The 23015-nt window shown below is 45.4% G+C and carries 18 protein-coding genes, 3 tRNA genes and 2 pseudogenes; 8 read left to right on the top strand and 15 right to left on the bottom strand.

All coding sequences use genetic code 11. The features are described 5' to 3' along the window. Positions 1 to 3 precede the first annotated feature (3 nt). Genes AC3WU2_RS13300 through AC3WU2_RS13280 form a run of 5 tightly spaced genes read left to right on the top strand, consistent with a single transcriptional unit; the run spans position 4 to position 5313 of the window. On the top strand, positions 4 to 1134 hold the full coding sequence (locus AC3WU2_RS13300; RefSeq protein ID WP_492454822.1) for a YheC/YheD family endospore coat-associated protein: 1131 nt from the start codon (positions 4 to 6) through the stop codon (positions 1132 to 1134). Further along, entirely contained in the window at positions 1131 to 2504 is a 1374-nt protein-coding gene (locus tag AC3WU2_RS13295) for a YheC/YheD family endospore coat-associated protein (protein WP_492454820.1), read from the top strand. Before AC3WU2_RS13300 ends, AC3WU2_RS13295 begins: the two co-directional genes overlap by 4 nt. After that, positions 2505 to 3617: a YheC/YheD family endospore coat-associated protein gene (locus tag AC3WU2_RS13290; RefSeq protein ID WP_492454818.1), complete on the top strand. Its 1113-nt coding sequence runs from the start codon at positions 2505 to 2507 to the stop codon at positions 3615 to 3617. It begins immediately after the preceding gene. 21 nt (positions 3618 to 3638) lie between these two features. Next, positions 3639 to 4106 (top strand): GNAT family N-acetyltransferase, encoded by a 468-nt coding sequence (locus tag AC3WU2_RS13285; protein ID WP_492454816.1) that lies wholly within the window; start codon positions 3639 to 3641, stop codon positions 4104 to 4106. A 7-nt stretch (positions 4107 to 4113) separates the two neighbouring features. Beyond that, positions 4114 to 5313: a YheC/YheD family endospore coat-associated protein gene (locus tag AC3WU2_RS13280; protein WP_492454814.1), complete on the top strand. Its 1200-nt coding sequence runs from the start codon at positions 4114 to 4116 to the stop codon at positions 5311 to 5313. Between the two features lie 110 nt (positions 5314 to 5423). Here the strand turns inward: AC3WU2_RS13280 and AC3WU2_RS13275 are convergent, their stop codons facing one another. From AC3WU2_RS13275 to AC3WU2_RS13255, 5 genes and pseudogenes are all read right to left on the bottom strand, one after another. Then, a complete protein-coding gene (locus AC3WU2_RS13275; RefSeq protein ID WP_492454812.1) occupies positions 5424 to 6563 on the bottom strand; it encodes a YheC/YheD family endospore coat-associated protein in 1140 nt (379 codons plus the stop codon). A 17-nt stretch (positions 6564 to 6580) separates the two neighbouring features. Then, positions 6581 to 7927: a YheC/YheD family endospore coat-associated protein gene (locus AC3WU2_RS13270; RefSeq protein WP_492454810.1), complete on the bottom strand. Its 1347-nt coding sequence runs from the start codon at positions 7925 to 7927 to the stop codon at positions 6581 to 6583. Positions 7928 to 8115: 188 nt separating this feature from the next. Beyond that, a complete protein-coding gene (locus AC3WU2_RS13265; RefSeq protein ID WP_018756102.1) occupies positions 8116 to 8871 on the bottom strand; it encodes a GntR family transcriptional regulator in 756 nt (251 codons plus the stop codon). Positions 8872 to 8909: 38 nt separating this feature from the next. Next, positions 8910 to 10655, bottom strand: coding sequence for a class I mannose-6-phosphate isomerase (locus AC3WU2_RS13260; RefSeq protein ID WP_492454807.1), 1746 nt, complete (start codon positions 10653 to 10655; stop codon positions 8910 to 8912). 222 nt (positions 10656 to 10877) lie between these two features. After that, positions 10878 to 10997: pseudogene (locus AC3WU2_RS13255) on the bottom strand (serine hydroxymethyltransferase); the annotation flags it as partial. A gap of 163 nt (positions 10998 to 11160) precedes the next feature. Between AC3WU2_RS13255 and pdxR the strand changes: the two are divergent. After that, the gene (gene pdxR, locus AC3WU2_RS13250; RefSeq protein ID WP_492454805.1) at positions 11161 to 12591 is read left to right on the top strand and encodes a MocR-like pyridoxine biosynthesis transcription factor PdxR; all 1431 of its coding nucleotides are present in this window, start codon (positions 11161 to 11163) and stop codon (positions 12589 to 12591) included. 22 nt (positions 12592 to 12613) lie between these two features. On the opposite strand, the gene AC3WU2_RS13245 is transcribed toward pdxR, so the two are convergent. After that, positions 12614 to 13357 carry a YggS family pyridoxal phosphate-dependent enzyme gene (locus tag AC3WU2_RS13245; RefSeq protein WP_492454803.1) on the bottom strand — a complete coding sequence of 248 codons (744 nt, stop codon included), beginning with the start codon at positions 13355 to 13357 and terminating at the stop codon, positions 12614 to 12616. Between the two features lie 20 nt (positions 13358 to 13377). After that, positions 13378 to 13914 carry a pyridoxamine 5'-phosphate oxidase family protein gene (locus tag AC3WU2_RS13240; protein ID WP_492454801.1) on the bottom strand — a complete coding sequence of 179 codons (537 nt, stop codon included), beginning with the start codon at positions 13912 to 13914 and terminating at the stop codon, positions 13378 to 13380. Between the two features lie 232 nt (positions 13915 to 14146). Here AC3WU2_RS13240 and AC3WU2_RS13235 point away from each other — a divergent pair, with 232 nt between their 5' ends. After that, on the top strand, positions 14147 to 14767 hold the full coding sequence (locus AC3WU2_RS13235; RefSeq protein WP_492454799.1) for an NAD(P)-dependent oxidoreductase: 621 nt from the start codon (positions 14147 to 14149) through the stop codon (positions 14765 to 14767). Positions 14768 to 14879: 112 nt separating this feature from the next. Here AC3WU2_RS13235 and AC3WU2_RS13230 read toward each other — a convergent pair. The 4 genes and pseudogenes from AC3WU2_RS13230 to AC3WU2_RS13215 all read right to left on the bottom strand — a co-directional run. Beyond that, positions 14880 to 14959, bottom strand: a tRNA-Leu gene (locus tag AC3WU2_RS13230). A gap of 11 nt (positions 14960 to 14970) precedes the next feature. Beyond that, positions 14971 to 15045 (bottom strand) — tRNA-Gly (locus AC3WU2_RS13225). Between the two features lie 13 nt (positions 15046 to 15058). Beyond that, positions 15059 to 15133: transfer RNA gene (locus AC3WU2_RS13220), tRNA-Glu, on the bottom strand. Positions 15134 to 15224: 91 nt separating this feature from the next. Beyond that, a pseudogene (locus tag AC3WU2_RS13215) lies at positions 15225 to 15584 on the bottom strand (manganese catalase family protein); the annotation flags it as partial. 69 nt (positions 15585 to 15653) lie between these two features. On the opposite strand from AC3WU2_RS13215, the gene AC3WU2_RS13210 reads away from it, so the two are divergent. After that, complete coding sequence (locus AC3WU2_RS13210; protein WP_492454797.1) at positions 15654 to 17147, top strand: recombinase family protein; 1494 nt, start codon at positions 15654 to 15656, stop codon at positions 17145 to 17147. A gap of 519 nt (positions 17148 to 17666) precedes the next feature. Here AC3WU2_RS13210 and AC3WU2_RS13205 read toward each other — a convergent pair. The 4 genes from AC3WU2_RS13205 to AC3WU2_RS13190 all read right to left on the bottom strand — a co-directional run bounded on the left by AC3WU2_RS13205 (position 17667) and on the right by AC3WU2_RS13190 (position 22957). Continuing rightward, complete coding sequence (locus AC3WU2_RS13205) at positions 17667 to 19787, bottom strand: DUF5054 domain-containing protein (RefSeq protein WP_492454795.1); 2121 nt, start codon at positions 19785 to 19787, stop codon at positions 17667 to 17669. A gap of 36 nt (positions 19788 to 19823) precedes the next feature. Next, the gene (locus tag AC3WU2_RS13200) at positions 19824 to 20693 is read right to left on the bottom strand and encodes a carbohydrate ABC transporter permease (RefSeq protein WP_492455303.1); all 870 of its coding nucleotides are present in this window, start codon (positions 20691 to 20693) and stop codon (positions 19824 to 19826) included. A gap of 2 nt (positions 20694 to 20695) precedes the next feature. Next, positions 20696 to 21424 (bottom strand): carbohydrate ABC transporter permease, encoded by a 729-nt coding sequence (locus AC3WU2_RS13195; protein WP_492454793.1) that lies wholly within the window; start codon positions 21422 to 21424, stop codon positions 20696 to 20698. A gap of 237 nt (positions 21425 to 21661) precedes the next feature. After that, on the bottom strand, positions 21662 to 22957 hold the full coding sequence (locus AC3WU2_RS13190; protein ID WP_492454790.1) for an ABC transporter substrate-binding protein: 1296 nt from the start codon (positions 22955 to 22957) through the stop codon (positions 21662 to 21664). Between the last annotated feature and the right edge of the window lie 58 nt (positions 22958 to 23015).

Below are 23015 nucleotides of genomic sequence, written 5' to 3'. Positions count from 1 at the left end.
CCTGTGTCAAAAAATAGAGCCTATAAGCCCGCTCAATATCTTGGCATTATGGTATGTGAGACGAGAGGGGACCTCCCGATTCCTGAGAAATCATTCTGCCGGCGATTGTGTGAAGTCGGGCGTAAACATGGTATCACCGTCTTTGTCTTCTCCCCGACCTGGTTACGGCCCAAGCTCGGGTATATCGTTGGCTACGCCTATACCGATAAAGGTTGGGAACGTGGTGCTTTTCCTATTCCGAAAGTCGTCTACGACCGTTGCTATTATCCAACGCTTCACAAATACCTGGAAACCCAACGTGCCATCCAGCGACTGAACGAACTGGCTTCCATTACATTCCTCGGCCGTGGATTGAAAGGCAAGTGGGATGTCTATCAGATCATGTGTGGGTATGAAGCCGTGAAGCCCTATCTGCCTGAAACTGTGCTCTACGAGTCGATCACTACATTGCGGGAGTGGATTGAAGCCTGTGGTGGTGAAGCCTTCCTGAAGCCACACGGCGGCAGTCATGGCAAGAACACATTATATGTGCGAAGACAGGACGGCAAATTACGCATTCGCGGACGCAACGCGAGCAACGATATCATCGAACGCGTGTTTAAGCAAGAGGAAGCAGGGTATCGCTGGATTCATAAGTGGATTGGAACGCGTAAGTTCATTATGCAGCCCTATTTGTATTTAAATAATCGCAATGAAGAACCCTTTGATATTCGATCCCTTGTTCAGAAAAATGAGCATGGGGAATGGCAATTGACGGGGATGGCTGTAAGACGAGGAAAGCTGGGTTCACTAACCTCCAACTTGCATGGCGGCGGGCATGCAGAAGCAGCGATCCCGTTCCTTGAACGTGAGTTCGGCATCGACAAGACGGCAACCCTCATAGAGAGCATCAAGGAACTTTCACAGCAGATTCCCATTCTGCTCGAAGAATGCCACGGCAGATTAGCGGAGCTCGGTATTGATTTTGGTGTCGATCGTAACGGAAATCTCTGGGTATTGGAGGTTAACTCCAAGCCAGGACGATCCATCTTTCTGCAAATGAATGACCGCTCCACCGCCTTGAAATCTGTTGAGAATCCCATTGTATATGCCCGTTATTTATTGCTTCGACAACTTAGGAGGGTCCATTCATGAGTTTAATGGTTTGTAATGTTCATTTTACGCAGCAGCCCGAGAAGGTCGTCTATGTATCCAATGCTCTGATGAAGACATTGAAGCTATCTGGCAAAAAGTCTATTTACCTCAGGCTTGGGAGAGTATCGATTCCTGCGACAATGAAGCCGATCAAGAAGTCGGGGAAACACCTCTATCTCACAACCGGCCTTCGTAATTCCATTCGGGTCCCGAAATCCGGTAATGTCTACCTGCTGAATAGCAACGCAGATGAAGTCCAGATCGGCCCGCTGATTGGTGTCCTCTCGGATGCTTCAGTACGAACGGCGACGAATCCTTTTGGCAGCCGCACCGATTTTATTAAATCACTGCTGCGTGAAGGCAATAAGAAAGGGTTCTTTTTCGCGTTCGCCCCCCGGGATATTAACTGGGTTGATGATACTGTCCTCGGCTATTTCCTAAGTGATTCTGGCACGTGGACGCGCAAGACCGTCCCACTTCCGGAGGTCGTCTATAATCGGCTGCCGAGCAGACGCGCAGAGACGGGGTCGATGATTGCCAACTTACGTGACCGCTTCATCAAACGTAAGATCCCCTTCTTTAACTGGAGTTTCTTCAATAAGTCGGATGTCTACGAGCTGCTCAAGGACGACGAAGAAGCGAACCAATATGTGCCCGAATCGGTCATGGGGCCGACATCGGAGGAGGTGAAGGAGATGCTCGAGAAGCATCAATTCCTCTACTACAAGCCGACGGCGGGAAGTCTTGGTATCGGCATTTATCGTCTGACCCATAATCCCAAGAAAGGGTATTTCGCCAGGTACCGTGCGAAGGGAAGCAATGTGCTGCTGCGGTTCAATACCTTCAGCAGCCTCATGCGCATGCTCCAAGCAAGGCATGGCCGTTCCCTGCATAACTATGTCATTCAGCAAGGGATTCGACTGATTGAGATTGATCAATGCCCGATTGATTTCCGATTCCATATGCATAAGAATGGCAGCAATCAATGGGTCGTCGTCGGCATCGGCGCGAAGAAAGCCGGGAAAGGCAGCGTCACGACCCATATCAAGAACGGCGGCCAGCTTCTTACGCCAGAACAAGCATTAAGCCGGACGTTTGGGGCTCGAGGCAATGAAGTGCTCCAGAAGGCCAAAGAAATCTCTATCAGCCTTGCGGAATCGATTGAGAAGAATTACCCCCACCTGCTCGGGGAACTGGGCTTCGACATTGGTATTGACCAAGATGAACAGGTATGGATGTTCGAAGCGAACGCGAAGCCTGGAAGATCGATCTTCAAGCACCCTGCGCTGCGCAAGGAAGGGAAAGCTTCAATCGTTCACATCATCGAACACTGCATGTATCTCAGCAAATTTCGGAGAGGGGAGAGCTAGATGGATGCAAGCACCCAAGAGGCTGCAGCAAAACCTGTTATCGCCATTCTAACAGTCGATGATGACCATCTGATGTTCCGGGGGAACAGGGACAATTTCATTGATATCTTACGAACAGGCAAAGAACTCGGGTATCTGGTCTACGTCGTGACAGTTAAGGATTTAAAGCTCAATATGGCGAAAGTCACTGGCTACACATATTACAACGAATCAAATCAGTGGGTGCAGCAATGGTTACCTGCGCCCCATGTCATCTATAATCGTATTCCTCTTCGGGAAGATGAGATCGAACCTGCTGTACAGAGCAAAATTGCAGAATGTTTGGCGAATCCGAAGATTAAACTGTATAATCCTTACTTTTTCAATAAGTGGCAGCTATTCGAATGGCTCAAGAAGTCCAAATCCACGAAACCGCATATCCCAAATACGCATCGGTTAACAGGCTCGACGGAGCTCGGCAAACAGCTTCTGCGACACTCCTATCTCTATCTGAAGCCGGAATCCGGTAAAGCTGGGGTCGGCATCATGATGGTGAAATACCAGCCGAGCAGATCGCTCCCGTTCCGTCTAAGGATACAGGATAAGAAGAACAGCATCACATACAAATGCTCTACCCTTAACAAGCTCTGGACACGAATTAAGAAAGAGGCAGGACAGAACCAATATATTGTTCAACAAGGGATCGAACTGGCCTCGATTCAACGGAGGCCCTTTGATTTGCGGGTTCTCATCCAGAAGAATCGCCGAGGACAATGGGAAGTATCGGGTATCGGAGCTCGTATGGCAGGCTCCCTTAGCATTACAACCCATGTTCCACGCGGCGGAAGCATCGAAGATCCCGAGAAGCTGCTCATCTCGGCTTTCGGGCAAGTGCCAACCCGAAGAATCCTCTCCCGTGCCCGGAGTACCTCCTTAACGATCGCCAGACAGCTTGAACGTGGGTCTGGCTTTCAATTGGGTGAGATGTCCATGGACCTCGGTGTAGATGGTCAAGGTCATATTTGGTTCTTCGAAGCCAATTCGAAGCCAATGAAATTTGATGAACCGCATATTCGAAAGCGCTCGATTGAACGTATTTTCCAATACAGCACATTCCTCGTGCAGCAAGCTTAGAGGGAGACAGGAGGAACCCCTGTGGACATTCGCGTCATTCGCTCTCCGCACGAAGAGAAATGGCCTGTGCTTCGTGCTAAATTTATCCAATTTATTATTAACGCTGGCGATCAACGAATCACCACCGATGCGTTGAAGAAGCTGGAATCATTACCTGTACGCGGATTACAAGAAAATGGAACACAGCTCTTGATTGCAACCGAGCGAACATCACGTGCGAAGGCACGTCTAATCGGGCTATCTTTTGTCGAAGACTTCGGCAATACGACATGCCTTGTCGTCGTTCATCCCGAATTCCGCGGGAATCACATCGGCACGATGCTGATGCAAGAACAGATTAGTCGGCTCGGAAGTCTTACCTGCCACGTGGCCATAGATAACCTGTCCAGCTTACACATGTGTTTTCAAGCGGGCTTAATCGCACATCATCTCATGGAAGGGCCTACAGGGAAACCTACATTAGCATTTGAATACGACGCAAGAGGGTGAATTAGCCTTGTCTCAACCAGTCCTCGGTATACTCACGCTATATTTGAATGAGAAGAAACATTTGGAGGAACGTCCCATCTACCAGCGCATGATTGCAGCGAGCCACAAACTGGGGATGCAGACTTTTGTCTTTACACCGCAAGATGTCGATTCGAATAAGAAACAGATTTATGGGATGTTCTATCACCCCAAATCGCGTACTTGGTCGAGGAAATGGACGCCTTTTCCACATCTTATATTTGACCGCTGCCGCATTCAGAATACGTATCGCTTCAAGGAATTACTGAAATTCCGGGCAAGATATAACTCCTTATGTTTCCTGAATCGTCCGCTTCGAAACAAATGGACCATCTACCAAGTTCTGCGTAACCATCCCTTGATTCAACCTCATTTGCCTTATACTAAATTATATAACTCTGCGAACGATGTACATCTGCTGATGAATAAGGAAAGGCTCGTCTTTCTCAAGCCGATCAACGGTACAGGCGGGCGCGGAATTCTGCGCATTGAACGCCTGATTGGAAGTCGTCGATATGATATTCAAGGACGAGACCATAGACGTCAGATCATCTCCCCTCAGCGTATTCTGCCCTCACAATTAGCCTCAAAGCTCTCTAGCTGGAATGCGAAGAATCGCTATATCCTGCAGCAAGGGATCGCCATCAAGCTGCCAAATGGCCGCGTTCACGACTACCGTCTACTCGTCCAGAAGGACGGCAGCGGGGAGTGGACGGTAACTGGCTGTGCCGGTCGGGTAGGTCCATTACGGAGTGTCACCTCAAATCTGCATGGTGGCGGAGAAGCCTTCCCGATGATGAAGCTCTTGAACGAGTGGATCGAAGACCCCGAGAAGATCAGAACGGTCAAGGAAAAAATGGAGACGCTAGGAATTGAGACGGCAAAATTCCTGGAAGAGAAATACGGCGCGCTCTGTGAGCTCGCACTCGATATAGCGATCGATCGCAGCGGGCACGCTTGGCTGCTCGAAGTCAATCCGAAGCCAGCGAGGGAAGTATTCGCCAAAGCCGGTGAGAAGGATACTTACAATCTAGCGATAATAAAGCCGATTGAATACGCCTTCTTCGTCTACAATTCGATGTTCAAGGGAAAAGTCAAACCTATAGCCCGCGAAAGAATACGGAGAAAAGAGAGCCGGGTTACCTCCTTCGATACACTGCTTAACTTAGAAGATATTACGAATCTATGAGATCAACCTTGACCCTTATTATAGAGCCCTCCATACGATTATGGAGGGCTTCTCATTATCGTTTCATTACCGAACTTCGATAACAGAAAAAAACCCTTAAATCACTGGATCTAAGGGTTCTCCGTATAGTTATCTGTGCTCAGCGAACTGAGATAAATACAATATTGGATTAACGTCTTGAGAGACTTACGATGTATACGCGGTTCGTCGAATTTCATCGGCTTCGAATTGGCCTCGAAAAACCACAGCTTCCCGTTGCTATCCACGCCGATGTCCATCGACATCTCACCCAGTTCATATCCCGATGATTTCTCAATTTGTTCCGCAATGACGAGTGCTAATGTTCCCGCATTCTCTTTGATATCTCGCGCCCTTTTCGCGCCAAATACCGCCTTAAGCACTTTGTTTACGCTCTGAATTGATCCTCCCCTTGGCACATGGGTCGTAATGCTTCGCTTACCTGCAACACGTGCGCCAATCCCTGTCAACTGCCACGTATTCGTCTGATTCTTCTGTACGAGAATCCGAAGGTCGAATGGATCACCATGCGATTTCGTTAAATCAATCGCTTGCTGCACGATATATTCTTTGGCCCCCATTTTCTGCCTCAGATGCAGCCACATCTCGAGAATCGTCCAGAAATTATGAACGTGCCGCTTCTTCCCCTTGGTATAAATAAGCCTGTATTTCGGACCGCCTTCATTCTTCAGTCTTTGCCCCTGCATGATGCCTTTGCCGGCTTTCCCATGAATTGGCTTCAAATAGATAGCTGCGTGCTGCTCCAAATAGGTCTCCAGGATGGAGGAGGACGTGAGCTTCTCTGTCTTCGGCAGCGATGTCTTCGTAGATTTGGCGCGAGACAACCATTCATAGAGGGTCCATTTATTGAAGAAAAACGGGTTGAATAACCTCACTTTGCGATCATGCAATAAATTGTGAATGGTCTGCTGTATTTCCGGCTTCGCCTCATATTTACGGAAGGGAATCCGGTTATAGATCACATGGGGTGCAGGAAAGGACTTCGTCATCCACATGCCAGATTGCTTACTGTAATAGAGACCCACAATTTTTTTCTGCGATGACCGGATATCCTCTGCGGTCGTGACATACACCGTTGCTCCGAGCTTTTTGCCGACCCGAATGATATCGCCGAAATTGCTGAATCTTCCGCGCATACTTCGATGTTGATCCTTGGCTGTTAAGATAGCTATGACAGGACGTCTGCGCGCCTGAGCCTGAACTGTTGTCATCACCCTACCCTCCCAGGTCAAAACTTGCTAAGGTATTTGCAATAGTCAATCAAATTGTCGAGCGAGGCACGCTCCCCGGATTTCGCGGTAGGATGTTTGAAGATGGAGCGGCCTGGCTTCGCATTCGCTTCGAACATCCAGACCTTACCGGACTGATCGATCCCTAGATCAAAGCCAATTTCCCCTAGTAAATATGGATAATTACGCTCAATAGCTCGCGCTAGATCAACCGCGGTTGACCTTGCTTTTCGCAGCATCTGTGGAGCATCTCCTCCGAATGCCTGTCGAAATACTTGCTCTGTCGAAAGCAGCTTGCCGCCGCTAGCTACATGTGTCGTAATGCTGCCTTTCCCCGCTTTTTTGGCGCCAATCGCAGCGACGACCCATTGATTCTCTCCGTCCTTAGTCATATGGAATCGAAAATCAACCGGACACGAATCTACCTGAATGAGATCAATCCCTTGCTGAGCAATATACTGATGGAATCGGCTTCGCTGATGCTTCATCAGCATGTTCAACATGCGATCCGCACTTGTATAGTGCACGACTCTATTCTGACCATGAGACCGATAACGAACCGTATAACGATGTTCTCGATGCCGTATCAGCTTATAGATGCCGACCCCGAGACTCCCTCCCGACGGCTTCAGGTAGACAGTACCGTACTTGTTCAACATTTCCTTCATCGTAATCGCCGACGGGCTCAAATGCGATTCTGGAATATGCTTCGCGAGCGGATCGTCAACAAGCAGCTTATAGACATCCGACTTATCAAAAAAGCCCCAGTTAAATAACGGAATGGATCGGCGCAGGAAACGCTCTTTGAAGCTGCCCATCGATGTCACCCGCTCGGCCTGTCGACTCTGCATTCGGTTATATACGACATCCGGCAGCGGAAGCTTCCTGCGAATCCACCCTCCTGTTTTTTGAGGAAAATAACCCGTAACGGTCTCCTCTTCCCAGTTCACATCCTTTGGACTAAAGGCAAAACTATAAGATTTACCCTCGCCTGCGCTGATCTGCTGCCTGAAAAAACCTGACATTCCTCCGAAGGAAATCCCTCCGTGCTTCGTACGTCCTGCCAGGATCCCAATGAGTGGACCAATTTGAATCTCGTTGTCACCTCGTTTGGTGACGAGACATTTCCCCGCATGGGGAAGCTTCAGTTCATTAGACAGCGCTGAGGATAGACGCAGGGAATGACCTTGTCTGTGAGTCAGAACCAAATCAGAAGTTATTAATTTACTACCAAACTTGAGACTGATTTGGCGAGGTTTCCCAATCCCGAGCGTCTTGAGTAGTAGAGAAGAAATACGAATACCATGCCCGGGAGCGATCTGTATCGAACAATTTGCAGAACTCATCGACAGCCTCCCACACTTCTACGAATGTATCAACAGTCTATGGGATTTGACCCTGAAAGGTCACTCATCCGCTGGAAAAAAGTAATCCTACTGCTGAACCGCTGATTCCTTCGTCAAAAAATTAAAAAAGGGCTGTTCCTTTGGTCATACTTCATGACCTACGGAACAGCCCCTTATCGTAAAAGCTACTACTTTGATATTTGATCAAACTCCAGATAATAGCGATAACGCTCCCCAATGTAGTAACATTCCGTATACTCCGAGAAATGCTTCTGTTCATTGAACGTGCTGCGCACGCGTTTGAGAATCGGTTGGTTCGGTTCGATATTTAGGATTTGCTGCAAGCTTTCACTTGGATTCACAGCTTCAAGGTACTCCTGCACTTTCTTAACCTTAATCCCAAGACCAAGCAGCATCTGATACAACGATCCGTAATAATCCTCTGGCTTCAGCGAGAGCTCAATCGGAACGTGGATGTACGTCTTGAAAAACACGATGGCTGTATCCCCTACGCCTCTGACGCGCTGGATTTCATAGATAAGCTCACCCTCTTGGACACCAAGCTGCTCCGCGATAAATGCACTCGCTGGAGTACGCATCACTTCTGCCTTTAAGGTCCCCGCTTCCTTGCCCAGCTCTTTCATCTGATGCGTAAAACTCCGAAAATGGGTTTCATAGACATCCGAATCCTGCCGTTGCCCTGGAACGCCAAGTACATACGTCCCTTTAGCTCTTCGCCGAATGAGATACTCTTCCCATACCAGTTCGTTCAGCGCGTCCCTTACCGTCGTTCTGCTTACATCGTATAGCTTGCACAAATCAAGCTCATTTGGGATCTTATCTCCCTCGTTCCACGTCCCATTCAGAATCTTCGCTTTGAGATCCTGTTTGATCTGAATATATAGAGGCAATGCCTCCTTACTCTGGTCTAGCTCAAAGGCCATTGATATTCCCCCTAAACCCTATCTATATCTCGATTCCGTTACACTCTTACAAATGCTTTTAGCGTCGCGATCGTCTTGCCAACTGACGGGCCATGCGGACGAATCGTGTACGTTTTGACCGATGATGGAATGAAAAACGTCTCTGCATAGTGGACAATGAACGGTTCGAATGCTTGGGAAGGACTTTCGACGATAGCTTCTTCCCCCTCCACCAAGTTTAGCACATTCACGCTCTCATGGGTGTCATGCATTACCGTCTTGGAGAACCAATGTCTTCTCGTCTCGATAAATTGCCGATCATGCAGTCCCGTTCTCTCTTCGATCCATCCATCACCTTCTGCAATCTTCTCGAACCGATTGATCAAATTGGTATCAACCCACTTCGTATCCCGCTCCCACTGAATAACCTTCTCACCATGATCGATATGAACCGGGCGAGGTCGTCCATCCAAACCGAGTCGGTCCCAATCCCACAACTTGAACGTAAAGATATAAGGGGTTGCGCTGATCTCGAGGACCATCGTATTTTCCCCTGAGCAGTGAATCGTACCCGCAGGAATCAGGTAGTGATCATGCTTCTTCGCGACGTATGTGTTAATGTACTTGTCATCAGGGAAAGAGGACTCTCCTCGTTCAGCTTTTCGCAGATCTTCCATCATTTCTTCTGAATTGATGCCTTCTTTGACGCCCAGATACACGAGCGCTTGATCTTTCGCATCCAGAATATAATAGCTCTCATCCTGCGTGTAGTGCATGCCAAAGTTCTCTTGAATGTACTCCGTTAATGGATGCACCTGAAGACTTAGATTCTGGCCGCCCATCGTATCGAGGAAATCGAACCGAATTGGGAATTCTGTTCCGAAGCGAGCATGTACCTTATCGCCTAGAATTTCGGCCGGATGTCTGAACACCAAGTTAATCGATGGCACTTCAATTCGAACGTCGCCATACGTGAGATACAAGCTGTTCTCCTCCGGCACCCCGTCGAAACTCCAAGCAAAATTGATCTTATCTCGATCAAGGTCACAGACTTCTTTCATCCATTGACCGCCCCATATGCCGGCATCAAAATACGGCACAACGCGGAACGGACGACGACTAGCTTCTGCAAGACCTGCCAAAAAGGCTTCCCCGGTAACCATTTTGGGTTGATTCAACACATTCGTGTCTACGAGATAATCGATTTGTTGGTATAAGCGTTTTTTATGTCGATCGGCAATACGCCATTCAACGAAATAACCTCGTTTATATTTGCGCAATATATCTTCGTTATGATTATCAACCTTCCAGTTCCCCATCTCCTTGGAGCGGTATCGCTGTTGAATCTCCCAACGCGCGAGGTCCAAATATACGAGGAGATCCGGCTGGTAGACGAGCGAAGCACCCACACCATAGATTACGATTAATCCTTGGTTAACACCATTTATTTTGTTTTTGGCTTCAGCTATTTTGGCTTGATCATAAAATTCATGCAGCTGGTGGCATGACATGACACCGAATACGCGATCATCCGTTAGATTACGCTCGATCATTGCTGTAATCTCATCACCGGAATAGGCTAAGTCATCAGAATGAATCACAAGATCCGCGTTCAGCGGCTTGATCATTTGCTCTAGAATCTCTTCATATCGAACACCGGGATAACAATCAATGACCAATACTGTTCGCTTACCCAGCTTATTCAATGTGGTATTTAGTTCAGCAACAATCGAATCATAGCCTTTCCATGCGCTTGAATCTTTCCCCGTAACCCGAACCTCTGGAAACTTATCATAATTAGACATCTGTTCTTCCTCCATATCCGAATCATATGTTTTGTTTGTATATTTGTTATAATGTTATAACATTATAACTTAATATGATCATAGCCTAACACAGGCGCACCATATAAGCAATACAACAACGAAAAAGATGATATCCGCGCTCTTACGAGCAGATATCATCCTCATTGTTTAATGCCGTCCTTCATATAAAGGAAACTGAGACGTAATCTCACGTACACTTCCCATGACGGCCTGACTGACAAAATTCTCCGATGCAATCAGTTCTATCGTATCCCGCTGTCTTCCAAGCTCTTGACTTATCGCATTAGCGACTGCTTTGTCTTGCTGTTCTAAATGAATCATGAGAATCTTAGTTTTCTATCTCCATAAATTCACTTTTTGAATTATTGTTATCGTTGCAAGGCTATTATCATCATGCTAGTATCAAGTATTGGAATGACTCTAATACTCATAAATCAATAATTTGAACAATCCATATTTCAAAACATACATGGGGGTGCAACGAATGTTAAAAGTTAACCGTGACGACGATCGCCCAATATGGCAACAATTGCTGGACCAAGCAATTTATAATATTTCAACCGGGAAATGGCCTCCGGGCGAATTGCTGCTGCCGTCTCGCGAACTCGCTCCATTGGTTGGTGTCTCTCGCTCCACCATACAGATTGTATATGAAGAATTATTCAGCCGTGGTTACACCGTTACGTCTCGGCGCGGCGGCACAAGGGTGAGCGATTGGACCTGCATGACTAATTTTACGAAGGATGATAACCCCCAAGGCCCTGTCACCCCCGAGTTACCTTTATTAAACGATGCAGTCGGCCATCTGCATAGCTGGTTTAGAGGCAAGGAATACCGAAACGTGGAAATCGATTTTAGTCCACACGAACCTTATTTGGATGCACAATTTCAAAAAAATTGGAGGCAATCGTTTCTGCTAGCTTCTGCAGAAACAGATCTGGCCAGTTGGGCTTACGGTAACGCCTACGGTTTCGTACCGCTGCGGGAACAGATTCAGCGTTATTTGTCTCTTGAGCGAGGCATTCACGTGCATATCGATCAAATTATATTAACTTCAGGCGCACAGCATAGTATAGATTTGATCGCCCAAGCCCTTTTAACTGAAGGAGATACGGTGTCTGTTGAAGATCCCGGTTTCCCCGCGGCCTGGATGGCAATGAAGTATCGGCGGATGAATGTTGTTCCCGTCCCTGTCGATGAATACGGACTCCAAGTAGAGCATCTTCATCCAAATTCCAAACTAGCCTTTGTTACGCCTTCGCACCAGTGCGCAGTTGGCGTGATCATGTCGGAACCCCGCAGACAGCAATTACTGCACATGGCCGCTCAACGTCAATTCTGGATTGTTGAGGACGACTATGATAGCGAGTTTCGATATCGCGGCGACCCTCTCACAACTTTGTTCAGCCAGCAACCTCAGAATACGTTGTATATGATGAGTTTTTCCAAAATGGTTGCTCCTGGTATTCGTATATCGGCCATCATTGGCCCAACAGAGGCCATTCGTCAGCTTGCTCAAGTCCACGAGTTAACTTATCGCCATCTTCCGATCATGGAACAATTAACGCTTGCTCATTTTATCGAACACGGTCATTTCATGCGCCATATGAGAAGAATCCGAAATGTATATCGCCGCAGACACGAAGCCATGACGAAGGCCATCCTTTCGACCGGTCTAGGTGAACGCTTCACACTCAGCGGTGTAGAGACGGGATTGCATATGCTTCTTGAAGCGGAAGACTCGTTTGACGAAGAAGCTGTGACAATCCAAGCGCTTGAACAAGGAATCCGTGTCTATCCACTCAGTATGTATTGTTTGGAAAGCAATCGAAAAGGATGGGTACTGGGCTTTGCGAAAGTAGATGAGGCAGCAATTAAAGAAGGCATTTATCGTCTTGCGGAGATGCTTTTATAACACAATCATCCCCGCCTCTCACCTAATCATCCTGCTGGGCGTGTTCATTCCAGTAATACACGTCCGGCAAATAACGTTGACCAAATACGCTTGTCCCAACTCTTATGATGGTAGCTCCTTCTTCGATGGCCACCTTGAAATCCCCGGACATGCCCATCGAAAGTATATCCATTTCTACACGCGGAAATTTCGCCTCCATCATTTGCAACTGAATTTGTTTTAATAATCGGAAGCATTGCCGGGTCTCTTCGTTCGTGGCACCCAGTTTCCCAATCGTCATCAAGCCTTTGATGTTCAACGTTTCGAATTGAGACAATTGTTCTACCAACGCCAGTGCCGATTCTGGCGAAGCACCGAATTTACTTTCCTCGTAGGACGTATTGATTTGCACCAAAATATCCATGGTCCTGTTCTCTTTGACGAGCTGATGATGCAACGCCTGCCCCAATTTCAGACGATCTACCGAATGAATGAGCGTAACATATTTGACAACGTCCTTCACTTTATTCGTTTGCAGATGGCCGATAAAATGCCATTCCACTTGGTTGTGCTGCTGCATAAGCGGAAATTTGTCCCGAAGCTCTTGTGCTTTGTTCTCACCGAATAGTACCTCGCCCACCTGAATGGCAATTTGTAATTTCTCGAGCGGTACTGTTTTTGTCGCCAACAACAATTTCACATCTTCTATCTTGCGTCCTGAAGCTTCGCAGGCTAATTTCATCTGCTGCTTTACGGTTTCGAGATTTTCTTCGACGAGATGCCCCATGTTCTCCCCTCTTTTTTCCATTAAATTAATTTTTCAGGTTTGTACATTTTTTCTTCTTCGATTGGATTTTCCTTTGCCGTGATATGGTAGGGATCAATGCGGTACACTTGAACTGGCCCACCGAATACAGCAGATCTGTATTTGTCTACGTGCTGCTTGGATAATGGACGGTTATAGTAACTGGGTACATACTTATTAATCATTTCCTGCAACATATGTGTAGCTTCGTCCAGGTCGACGATGGGCTCTGCCTTGCCAAAAATCATGACACTCATATACGCAGTATCCGTCTTGGCTGGCACCGGATCGGTAATGGTTCCATACTCTTCGCAAACCGTAAGACATACCTCTGGGTTCGTACTCATGACCTGATTGCGTCTCCCACCCGTAGCTCCATGGAAATAAAGCTTTCCGTTTGTCCACACAAAATTGAGCGGAACAACGTAAGGCAGTTGACCATCAACCATACCCAGATGTCCAATTCTTGCTTTACGGAGGAAAGCTTCTATTCTGTCTTGGTCCAATACTTCTCTTATTTTGTAACGAACCTCATTCATTCTTAACCACTCCTATACTGTTAACGTGTTTCGCTAGTATATCAATCATTGGAGTGAGTTTATATATCCAAACATATGGTGTTTGTGCAATCCATAACTTTCAGGAATGAGTTTGTGATCTTGTACTTCCCTCATGCGCGACTTCGCTGTAAAATGGGGTAACTGTAATGGAAAATGCGCTGTTGGCGGGGTTTAAAACACGATTTTCCTGACAGCATTAGGGAGGTACTCTATGAACATTTTAATTTTGGGAGCAACGGGGCGAGTGGGAGGCCATATCGTCTCTCATGCTCTTCATAACAACCACCATGTTAAAGCGCTAGTTCGCATGCCAGAGAAGCTTCAAGTTAAGAACGGAAATTTAACTATTATTCAAGGTGACGTATTAAATAAATACGATCTCCTTAACGCCATTTCAGGAACTGACGTGGTCATTAGTGCACTGAATACAGATGGTACAAATACATTATCAGAAAGTATGCCGCTCATTATGGAAGCAATGGAACACGAGGGGATAAAACGAATAATTACTGTAGGAACTGCTGGTATCCTGCAAAGCCGTACCTCACCTCATTTACTGCGTTATCAGTCGAGCGAGTCTAAACGCAACTCCACTCGTGCAGCCCAAGAACATCATAAAATGTATGATCTCCTCAAACGATCGACATACGATTGGACAATTGTCTGTCCTACGTATTTACCTGATGGAGAACGTGTGGGGAAATACCGCGTTGAACGTGATTTTTTGCCAGAGGGTGGCGTTCAAATTTCTGTGCCGGATACAGCCGAATTTACATATCAGCAAATAAACAGTAATGATTATATAAAATCACGTGTGGGTATTGCTTACTAATATATTTTTCGTAGGAATGGCGTCTGCCGAAGGGCGCAAGACATGAACGAATGCCTTAAAAATAAAAACGAAAAGAGTTCATCAGGATATCCTGATGAACTCTTCGTTACAATGCCGGTGAAGGGACTCGAACCCCCACGGTTTCCCTCACGATTTTGAGTCGCGCGCGTCTGCCAATTCCGCCACACCGGCTTATGAAGTTATGGAGCGGACGACGGGAATCGAACCCGCGACCCTCGCCTTGGCAAGGCGATGCTCTACCGCTGAGCCACGTCCGCATGTTGTTAAAAATGGTGACCCGTAGGGGATTCGAACCCCTGTTACCTCCGTGAAAGGGAGGTGTCTTAACCCCTTGACCAACGGGCCTTCATATCAATTCCGTATTTACCGGACAGTTATTTACTTTATCATAAGTTATACGGCTTGACTAGAGGTATTTTTTTACAAATGTTTTATCTTAAAATACCCGTTTCGTATTCCAATCTGCTTTAATAATCTCAACCGCTTCCCGGAAACGCAGCGAATGGATGATCTCGCGCTCCCGAAGGAATTTCAAGCTATCCTGCAGATCGACATCATCCGTTAGATCAATAAGCCATTGATAGGTCGCACGTGCTTTCTCTTCCGCTGCGATGTCTTCGTATAAGTCAGCCAATGGATCGCCTTTGGCCTGGATATAGGCCGTTGTGAACGGTACGCCTGACGAGTTACTGTAGAATACACCACGGTCATGCTGCGCATACATCTCTGAAAGCCCAGCTTCCTTCATCATCTCTACCGTCGCATCTTTGGTCAGCTTATAGATCGACACCATAATGCAACTATGATAAAATTACATTATAAGTTCATTTACTAAAGGGTGATTCGCTTGAGCAGGATTAAGAAAGTGGCAGTATACAGTCGCAAAAGTAGACCTGATGAAACGGATGAAATGTTACAAAGACAGCTTAGCATTCTTATTGAAATGTGCGTAAAGAACGATTGGACATTCGAAGTGTTCTCTGAGGTGGGTTCTTCTCAAGACATTAATAGACCCGAACTAAATAAAATGCTTGCCAAGGTGCAGACATACGAATATGACGCTATTGTCATTACAGACCAAGACAGGTTAAGCAGAAATACAGGTGGTTTTGGTCAGATTAAAGAAATCCTTACCAACTATGGCGTACAAGTAGTCACAACATCCAAAGTATATGACTACAGCACTCAAGAAGATGATATGATGTCCGATATGATGTCCGTTGTAGCAAAGCAGGAATATTTAAACATCAAGAAAAGGCTAGTACGAGGTAAGCGACAATCAGCCAAAGAGGGAAACTGGGTAGGTGGCAAAACTCCTGTAGGTTACAACTACGATCACAAAACCAAGAAGCTACATCATAACGAACATGCACCAATTATTCAACGGATATTCACTCTTTACCTGTCAGGGAAAACTTCAACAGATATTGAAAGAATATTTGAATTAGAGGGTGTATTGACCCCAAGCGGTTCAAGCTGGAACAAGGCGAGAATATCGGTCGTATTGGCTAATCCAGTTTATAAAGGAACAGTCGTTTTCGGAAAAACCAAAGTTTCAAAGACGAGCAAAAAGCCATCAGGCGCTCCAAGACAGTTTAAGACCGAGGCTACTGAACAAATCGTCATTGAGAACGCACATGAGCCTATAGTGTCCATAGAAGTTTGGGAAACAGCAAGGGATATTAGAGAAAGTCGATTGACCAAGGCACCATCATCGCGGATTGGAAAAGTCAACTTCACTGGTCTAATTAAATGTGCTCTCTGTAATAGAACTCACAGCTTCCAAAAACGAAAAGGTAAGGAACTCAGAATAACATCTTGTCAAACAAGAATATACGCGAATGATGGAACGTATACAGTCTGTGCAAATAAAGGTGTTAGGTTGGAGCTATTCGAAAAAGTATTCTACGCGAGTTTCTCTCAATACGTTGATAAGTTGGAACAATATCTTGAGGATGTAAAGGCCAATATGAAGATGGACGATTCCAATCCTGCTGATGAGAAAGCTATCTTGACATCTGCGATCAAGAAGATTGATCAACAGATCAAAAAGGTTCAACAAGGCTTTCTTGCAGAAGTATACACGGAGGAAGAAGCACAAAAAGAGATTAAACAGTTAAAGGCTCACAGACAGCAGTCAGAGACACAACTGGAGCGATTAGGCGCTGTGTCCAAGGATGATCAGATAGATAAGTTACAAAATACATTGAACAGATTAAAAGAAATATTAACTGGTACGACAAAAATGGAAACGAAGGAGATTAATCACCTTTTGACTTCTCTTATTGATCATGTGGAATATAAAAGAATCGGAGATAATAATGCAGGGATAGAGATCAAAATTCATTACAAAGGATAGGAACATATAACGAGAAGGACGACTGTGAATAATGATCGCCCTTCTGTTGGTTCTCTATTCTAATGTCAGTATTGTAGCCGTGCAAGTAAGCCTCGTTAGCATCATCTTACTTGAATCAGGGGGTCAGATCAAATCTTTAGAGGGGATTTCATGATTAACTTTGTTCGGATTTTAAGGTTTTAGTTCTACAGTTGAGACCGAATAAGTCATTTTCTTAATAGATCGGCCCTCGGCGGGTCGTTAAAGAGGTAACAGCTAAAAAGCTCCATGTCAAAAGCCCAGCAACCTCGCCGATTATGATGCTATTTAGCGTTAAACGACTTAAACTTAATAATTTCATCTTGTATTTCCCCTTCTTCCGTCAAAGCTAATCCTTGCTTGCTGGATTCGTTGGTTTTGAATTGAATAATTATCCTAAAATTACGGATCATCGCCATGCATGGCACAGAAAAAGAAGCAGAGCGATACTCGTCCCTGCCTCTCGATAGAATATTGCTATATGAAAAAGTTACAACCAACCTATTTAATCCACTCCAACGTAAATCGGAATTGCGCATCTCCTTCAACCCACATTGGGAAATTGGTTCCCCAAACATTGTTATGTAGATTAAAATGCATCCCGCCATCCAGTGAGGCAAACGTTTGATCGAACTGAAGTAGTCTTGGCTCTCCTGGCGATACTAACGGAGCATCCAAGGTGGTGATCTGCACATGTCCGTTGGTTCCTAAGTATCTTACGCCCTCTTGTACCGCATGCATGTTGCGGTTGCCATTCTTCACAACGAACAGCGGAGACAGCCACTGCCCCATCTTCCCAAGCTCCCAATGGTTGGGATTATCTACAATCAAGTTGATCGACATCCATCCTGCTTCTGGTAATCTAAACGCTTTTTTGTCCTTCCACAGCAGGGTGACATCCATAAGGTCGCATGATTTCGAAAAAGTATATTTCAGTACAAGCTCCTTAGGTGCTCCCGTAACTTCCACGGTATTGGAAGGCATGGTTAATCTTACAATGACCCAATCCTCAGAGCAAGAGCTCATATGCTGTAAACTTTTCAAAATCGGGGTATGAAACTGGTGTACCGACTTAGGCAGAGCAAATTCCATGCCCGGCTTGCCGAAATCCCCCTCTGACCATGGATGCGTCACGCTTATATTCTCTAAATACTCCTCAAACCAGCGGTCATAATTCGCTTTGCTGAACGTTTCATACCGATATGATCCAATCGTGTGCTTGGTATCTGCCCATACTTTCCCTTGCATGTCCTTAAGGCCATTCACAGAACCGTCTGCTGCAAATCGAACGTCAAAGGTGCCGAGGCGATACCACTCACCAGCGACAAGAGATATGGCTTCTTCCACCTGCTCTTGCGGAATCTCGCAACAGCATAACTTCTGAAGTGCCGATTTGGCCTCATCTTGTAAATGAACAGGCAATGCATCCATCGCTTGCTGGATATATCCAAGCTGTTCCTGCCAAGAGCTTTCAAATAAGCTGTAGGATTTCGACGCAGCCCCGCCATTAAATAAATCAGAGGAGCGCTCATCTAGCTCATCCATGGCAAAAGCCCCGATATAATCGTATTTACGTGAAACGTTGGGCTGTACACGGTCGATTTTTCTTGCTGCTTCAAAATCTGTCACCGAATAATGTTCAAAGTCAGGAAGATACTTCTTCTCATCCATTCCCCACGTATGCTCTGGTATAAGCATCAACCGCTCGCTAAAGCGATAATAAGCTTCGCTTTCCATGTCTAGTAGCCCCGTGTCGATCCAGTGACTTCGTAAGCGAAGAAGCTCCCTATATAAAGATACCTTAAGCGGATCACTGCCTACGCCATGAATCCAGCTATCGCCGATTTCATCCTTAATAATCGGAAGCTTGTCACGCACCGTCATCAGCCGTTCCGCAAAAGCGTCCAGCGTCGAGGCCTGTATGACCGCTCCCGGGTATTGGGTTGCTAAGCTTTCCAATTGTGACTGTATATCTTCAAGGGACGGAGGGCCGCAATTATCGCCCGTATGTGCAAATACGAGCACATCCTCCAACCCGTCAATTTCTAAGACTTTACCATAATTGTCCGCGTAATTGACGATCACTTCGGACCCATCCGAAGCTTGCCAGCGGAACACCGCGGGAACACTTGGCGTTTTGGATGCCGGATTCACCCCCAGATGCAAGTATTGAATCCCGAATTTCGCCAAATGAGGGACCATCGCAATCGTATGCCCAGGGACATCTGTCATTTTAGCTGCAATCGTTTGTTTTCCAAATTGCTTATCCAATCGGTTAGAAAGCGACAATCCAAATTCAAAGAGTGAAGGATCCATGAGTTCTGTATGCGTTGTAAAAGGCAGTCCGTGCCATGCAATTCGTCCGTCTTGAATAGCTTGTTCCATCCGGAGACGATCCGACGGTGCCGCTGTTCTTAAATATTCATAAATGAGCCAAGATCCTGTCGTCCATATGAATTCACGATGACCATCCTGATGCATGGCCTGTTCAGACAAGTCCAACGCCTTCGGAATAAATTGATTCATATATTGATCCACGACTTTGGCCGCCAAGTCTGTAAACCCAATATCCAGATGTGTTTTATAGATAACATGTACGGTTTTGACTGCTGTCTTTGCCATAAGAGGCCCCTCCTCATATCCTACCAAAAAATCTATTTATCCTTTTACTGCCCCGCTCGCAATCCCTTGAATAATGAACTTCTGCATAAATAAGTACAAAATGAGAAGCGGTAAAATACTAAGCACCATCATCGGGAAGAATGAAGTCCAATCCACGGAGAATTGGCCGATATTCCGATAAACCTCCAGAAGAATAACCCCTTTTTCACGAGATTGTAAGAACAAGAGCGGAATATAAAAATCATTCCATACGCTTAATGAAGCCAGAATAGCAAGTGTAGCAATAATAGGTGTCAATAAAGGAAATACAATTTTCCAGAATGTACGCCATGTTCCGCAGCCATCGATGGCTGCGGACTCTTCCAACTCCATCGGTACCGTCTTGATAAAGTTCTTCATCAGGAAAATGTTAAACGGCATTTGGATAAATATATTAATGAGAATAACCCCAAGCAATGTATCATTTAGTCCGAAGCTTTTAACTAAACGGAACAAAGGAATCGTAGCAACTTGAAAAGGGATCATCAGGCCAATCATGAACAGAACGAAGATCCCATTCGTCAGCTTGGTCTTTCTTCGTTCCAACCCATATGCAGCCATCGATGCCAGCAATACAATGCCAGCAACAGAGAAGAACGCGATGATTACATTGTTCAGAAGAACTCTGGCATAATTCATCGTATTCCATGCGTTGATATAGGTCGTAAAATCGAGATTCGTTGGTAATGACAGCGGGGAAGCCGCAGCCTGCTCACCTGTTTTGAAGGTCGTTACTATTAAATAATACAATGGAATAAGCATGAAGATCGCTAATACTATCATGATGATTTCCAACAATATTGTATTCCGTTTCTTCTTAGAAAAAACAGAGGAGCGTGCTTTCTTCTGAGGTGATGCCATCGTCATATTCAAAACACTTTATCCTCCCATCTTTTCAGAACTTTAAGCTGTATCATTACGACAATCATGATCATGATGGAGAATACGACTGCGAATGCGGATCCATAACCATACTGCCCTTCGGAAATCCCTTTGGTCATTAGGGTCATAACGATCGTTTCTGTCGAATGACCAGGTCCACCCTTCGTCATAGAGAAGACAACATCAAATACTTTTAAACCTCCGATCATGCTCATGACGGTATTAAATGTAATCGACGGAATAAGCATAGGCAGCGTCATCTTCCAGAATTTCTGCCAGCTATTCGCTCCATCAATATTCGCAGCTTCATACATTTCCGTCGAGATACTCTGGAGATTTGCCAGATAGATAATCATCGCGTACCCGGTCCATTGCCATACTTGTGTAAAGATCACGGAGATAAGCGCAATGTTCGGATCACCCAGGAAGTTAATAGGTCCAAGTCCAATATAACCAAGCAATTGATTGATGAGACCATAATCTGTCGAAGACATTAAGTAAGACCACAAATAACCTACGATTAATGGACTTAATACGGCCGGTGCAAAGAAGATCATCCGCAATATATTCTTGCTCTTCAATTGCTGATTCAGTGCAATAGCGAGCGGGATCGCGAGTGCATTCTGAAATATGGTCATCAGGACTGCATACATGACCGAGTTCTTGATTCCTGTTAGCGCATCGGTATCTTGAAATAACTTAGTGAAATTCTCCATGCCAATGAAGCTCATCTTAGGTTTAAATAATGACCAATCTGTTAAGCTGTATACGAAGGTTAAAAGAATAGGGAGAATATAGAATATTAGATATCCTATTAATGCTGGTAAAATAAATGCTGTAAATATCAGGTTACGCTTCGTATTTAATCGATTTGTTCCCACGTACCATCCACACCTCATTTCGATAGAACAGGAGTGTGAACCTCATCAGTACACACTCCTGTTCTAATTCTCTTACTTTTGAGCTACTTTTCTGAATTCATCTGCTTTTTTATCTGCTTCTGCTAGTACTTTATCAATATCCGTGCTGCCTACAATATAATTTTGCAATTGCTTTCCTAGTTCGATAATGACGGAGTTCCCCGCAAGCACTCCCCAGTTAGGCCATGGAGCATATACATGTCCTAATTTGAACGCTTCAGCACTATCGGCATATTGTTCTGGAAGAGTATTCGACTGTATCTCTTTCAAGAAGGATGTACCAAAATTATCTTTAATGAGTGCTTCTTGCGCTTCTGGTGTTGAAGTAAACTCCAATATTTTCAACGCAGCTTCTTTATTCTTACTGTTGCTATTAATGGAGAAGGAGCTGCCTGGACCGCCGATCAACCAGCCTGGACCTGCTTCCTTCCCAGGAATCGGGAACATTCCCAGCTTGATATCCGGATTCTTCTTCATGATGGCTTCATAAGACCAAGGACCGGATTCATACATCGCTGCTTTGCCTGTAGCAAATTCACTCTCGGCCTGTTCAGTCTCATAACCCAACATTTCTTTGGTGACATTGCCGCGCTTAACGGTCTCGCTCCAAATTTTGTAGCCTTCCGTCCAATTTCCGCTTAATTTTTTCGTTCCTTTTCCGAATTCCTCATCAAAGTTCTTATTCTCTTCTTTGGAATAAAATTCATTTAGTACGACAGCCGCTGACTGCTTCATCATAGGCTCCCAGCTCTTACCGCCCATGGTTTGCGGCTTGATCCCGGCTGCACGAAGTTTATCGTGAATATCCATCCACTCATCGAACGTTTTTGGTACACTCAGATGGTTTTTCTCAAAGATCTCTTTGTTGTACCAAATACCCTCGAACCAAGATTGAAGTGGAATGCCGTATACCTTACCATCAAAGGTAAATGGTTTAAGACCTGTATCATGATACTTCTGTACGAAAGACTGTCCTGATAAATCTTCTAAGAAACCGGAATAGGCAAACTTGGAATCCGTACCCTCAATAATGTCCGGTCCTTCGCCGGTTGCAAAATACGTGCCCAAAATATTTTCATATTGACTATTCTCTACGAATTGATATTCAATGTCGTATTCAGGGAATTTCGTCCGAAGTAAATCCAAATACGTTTTCCGCGTATTTTCAGCATTAAATCCCATAATTTTGATTTTGGTTACTGTTTTTTCCCCTGCTTTGGCATCTCCTGCATTCGATGTACTGCCTTCATTCTTTGCATTGCCACATCCCGTCAAGAAGACGGAAAACATTAGAGACACGAGCGTTAACATTGTAAGTACCTTTTTCATAAAATCCTCCCCATTTAATAATTCTGTTTGTTCTATATTTCGACAACGCTTACAAGAC

The organism is Paenibacillus sp. EB106-05-06-XG162 (genome assembly GCF_058791655.1).
The sequence above is the reverse complement of the archived record's forward strand: the minus strand, read 5'-3'. Positions and strand labels throughout refer to the sequence as shown.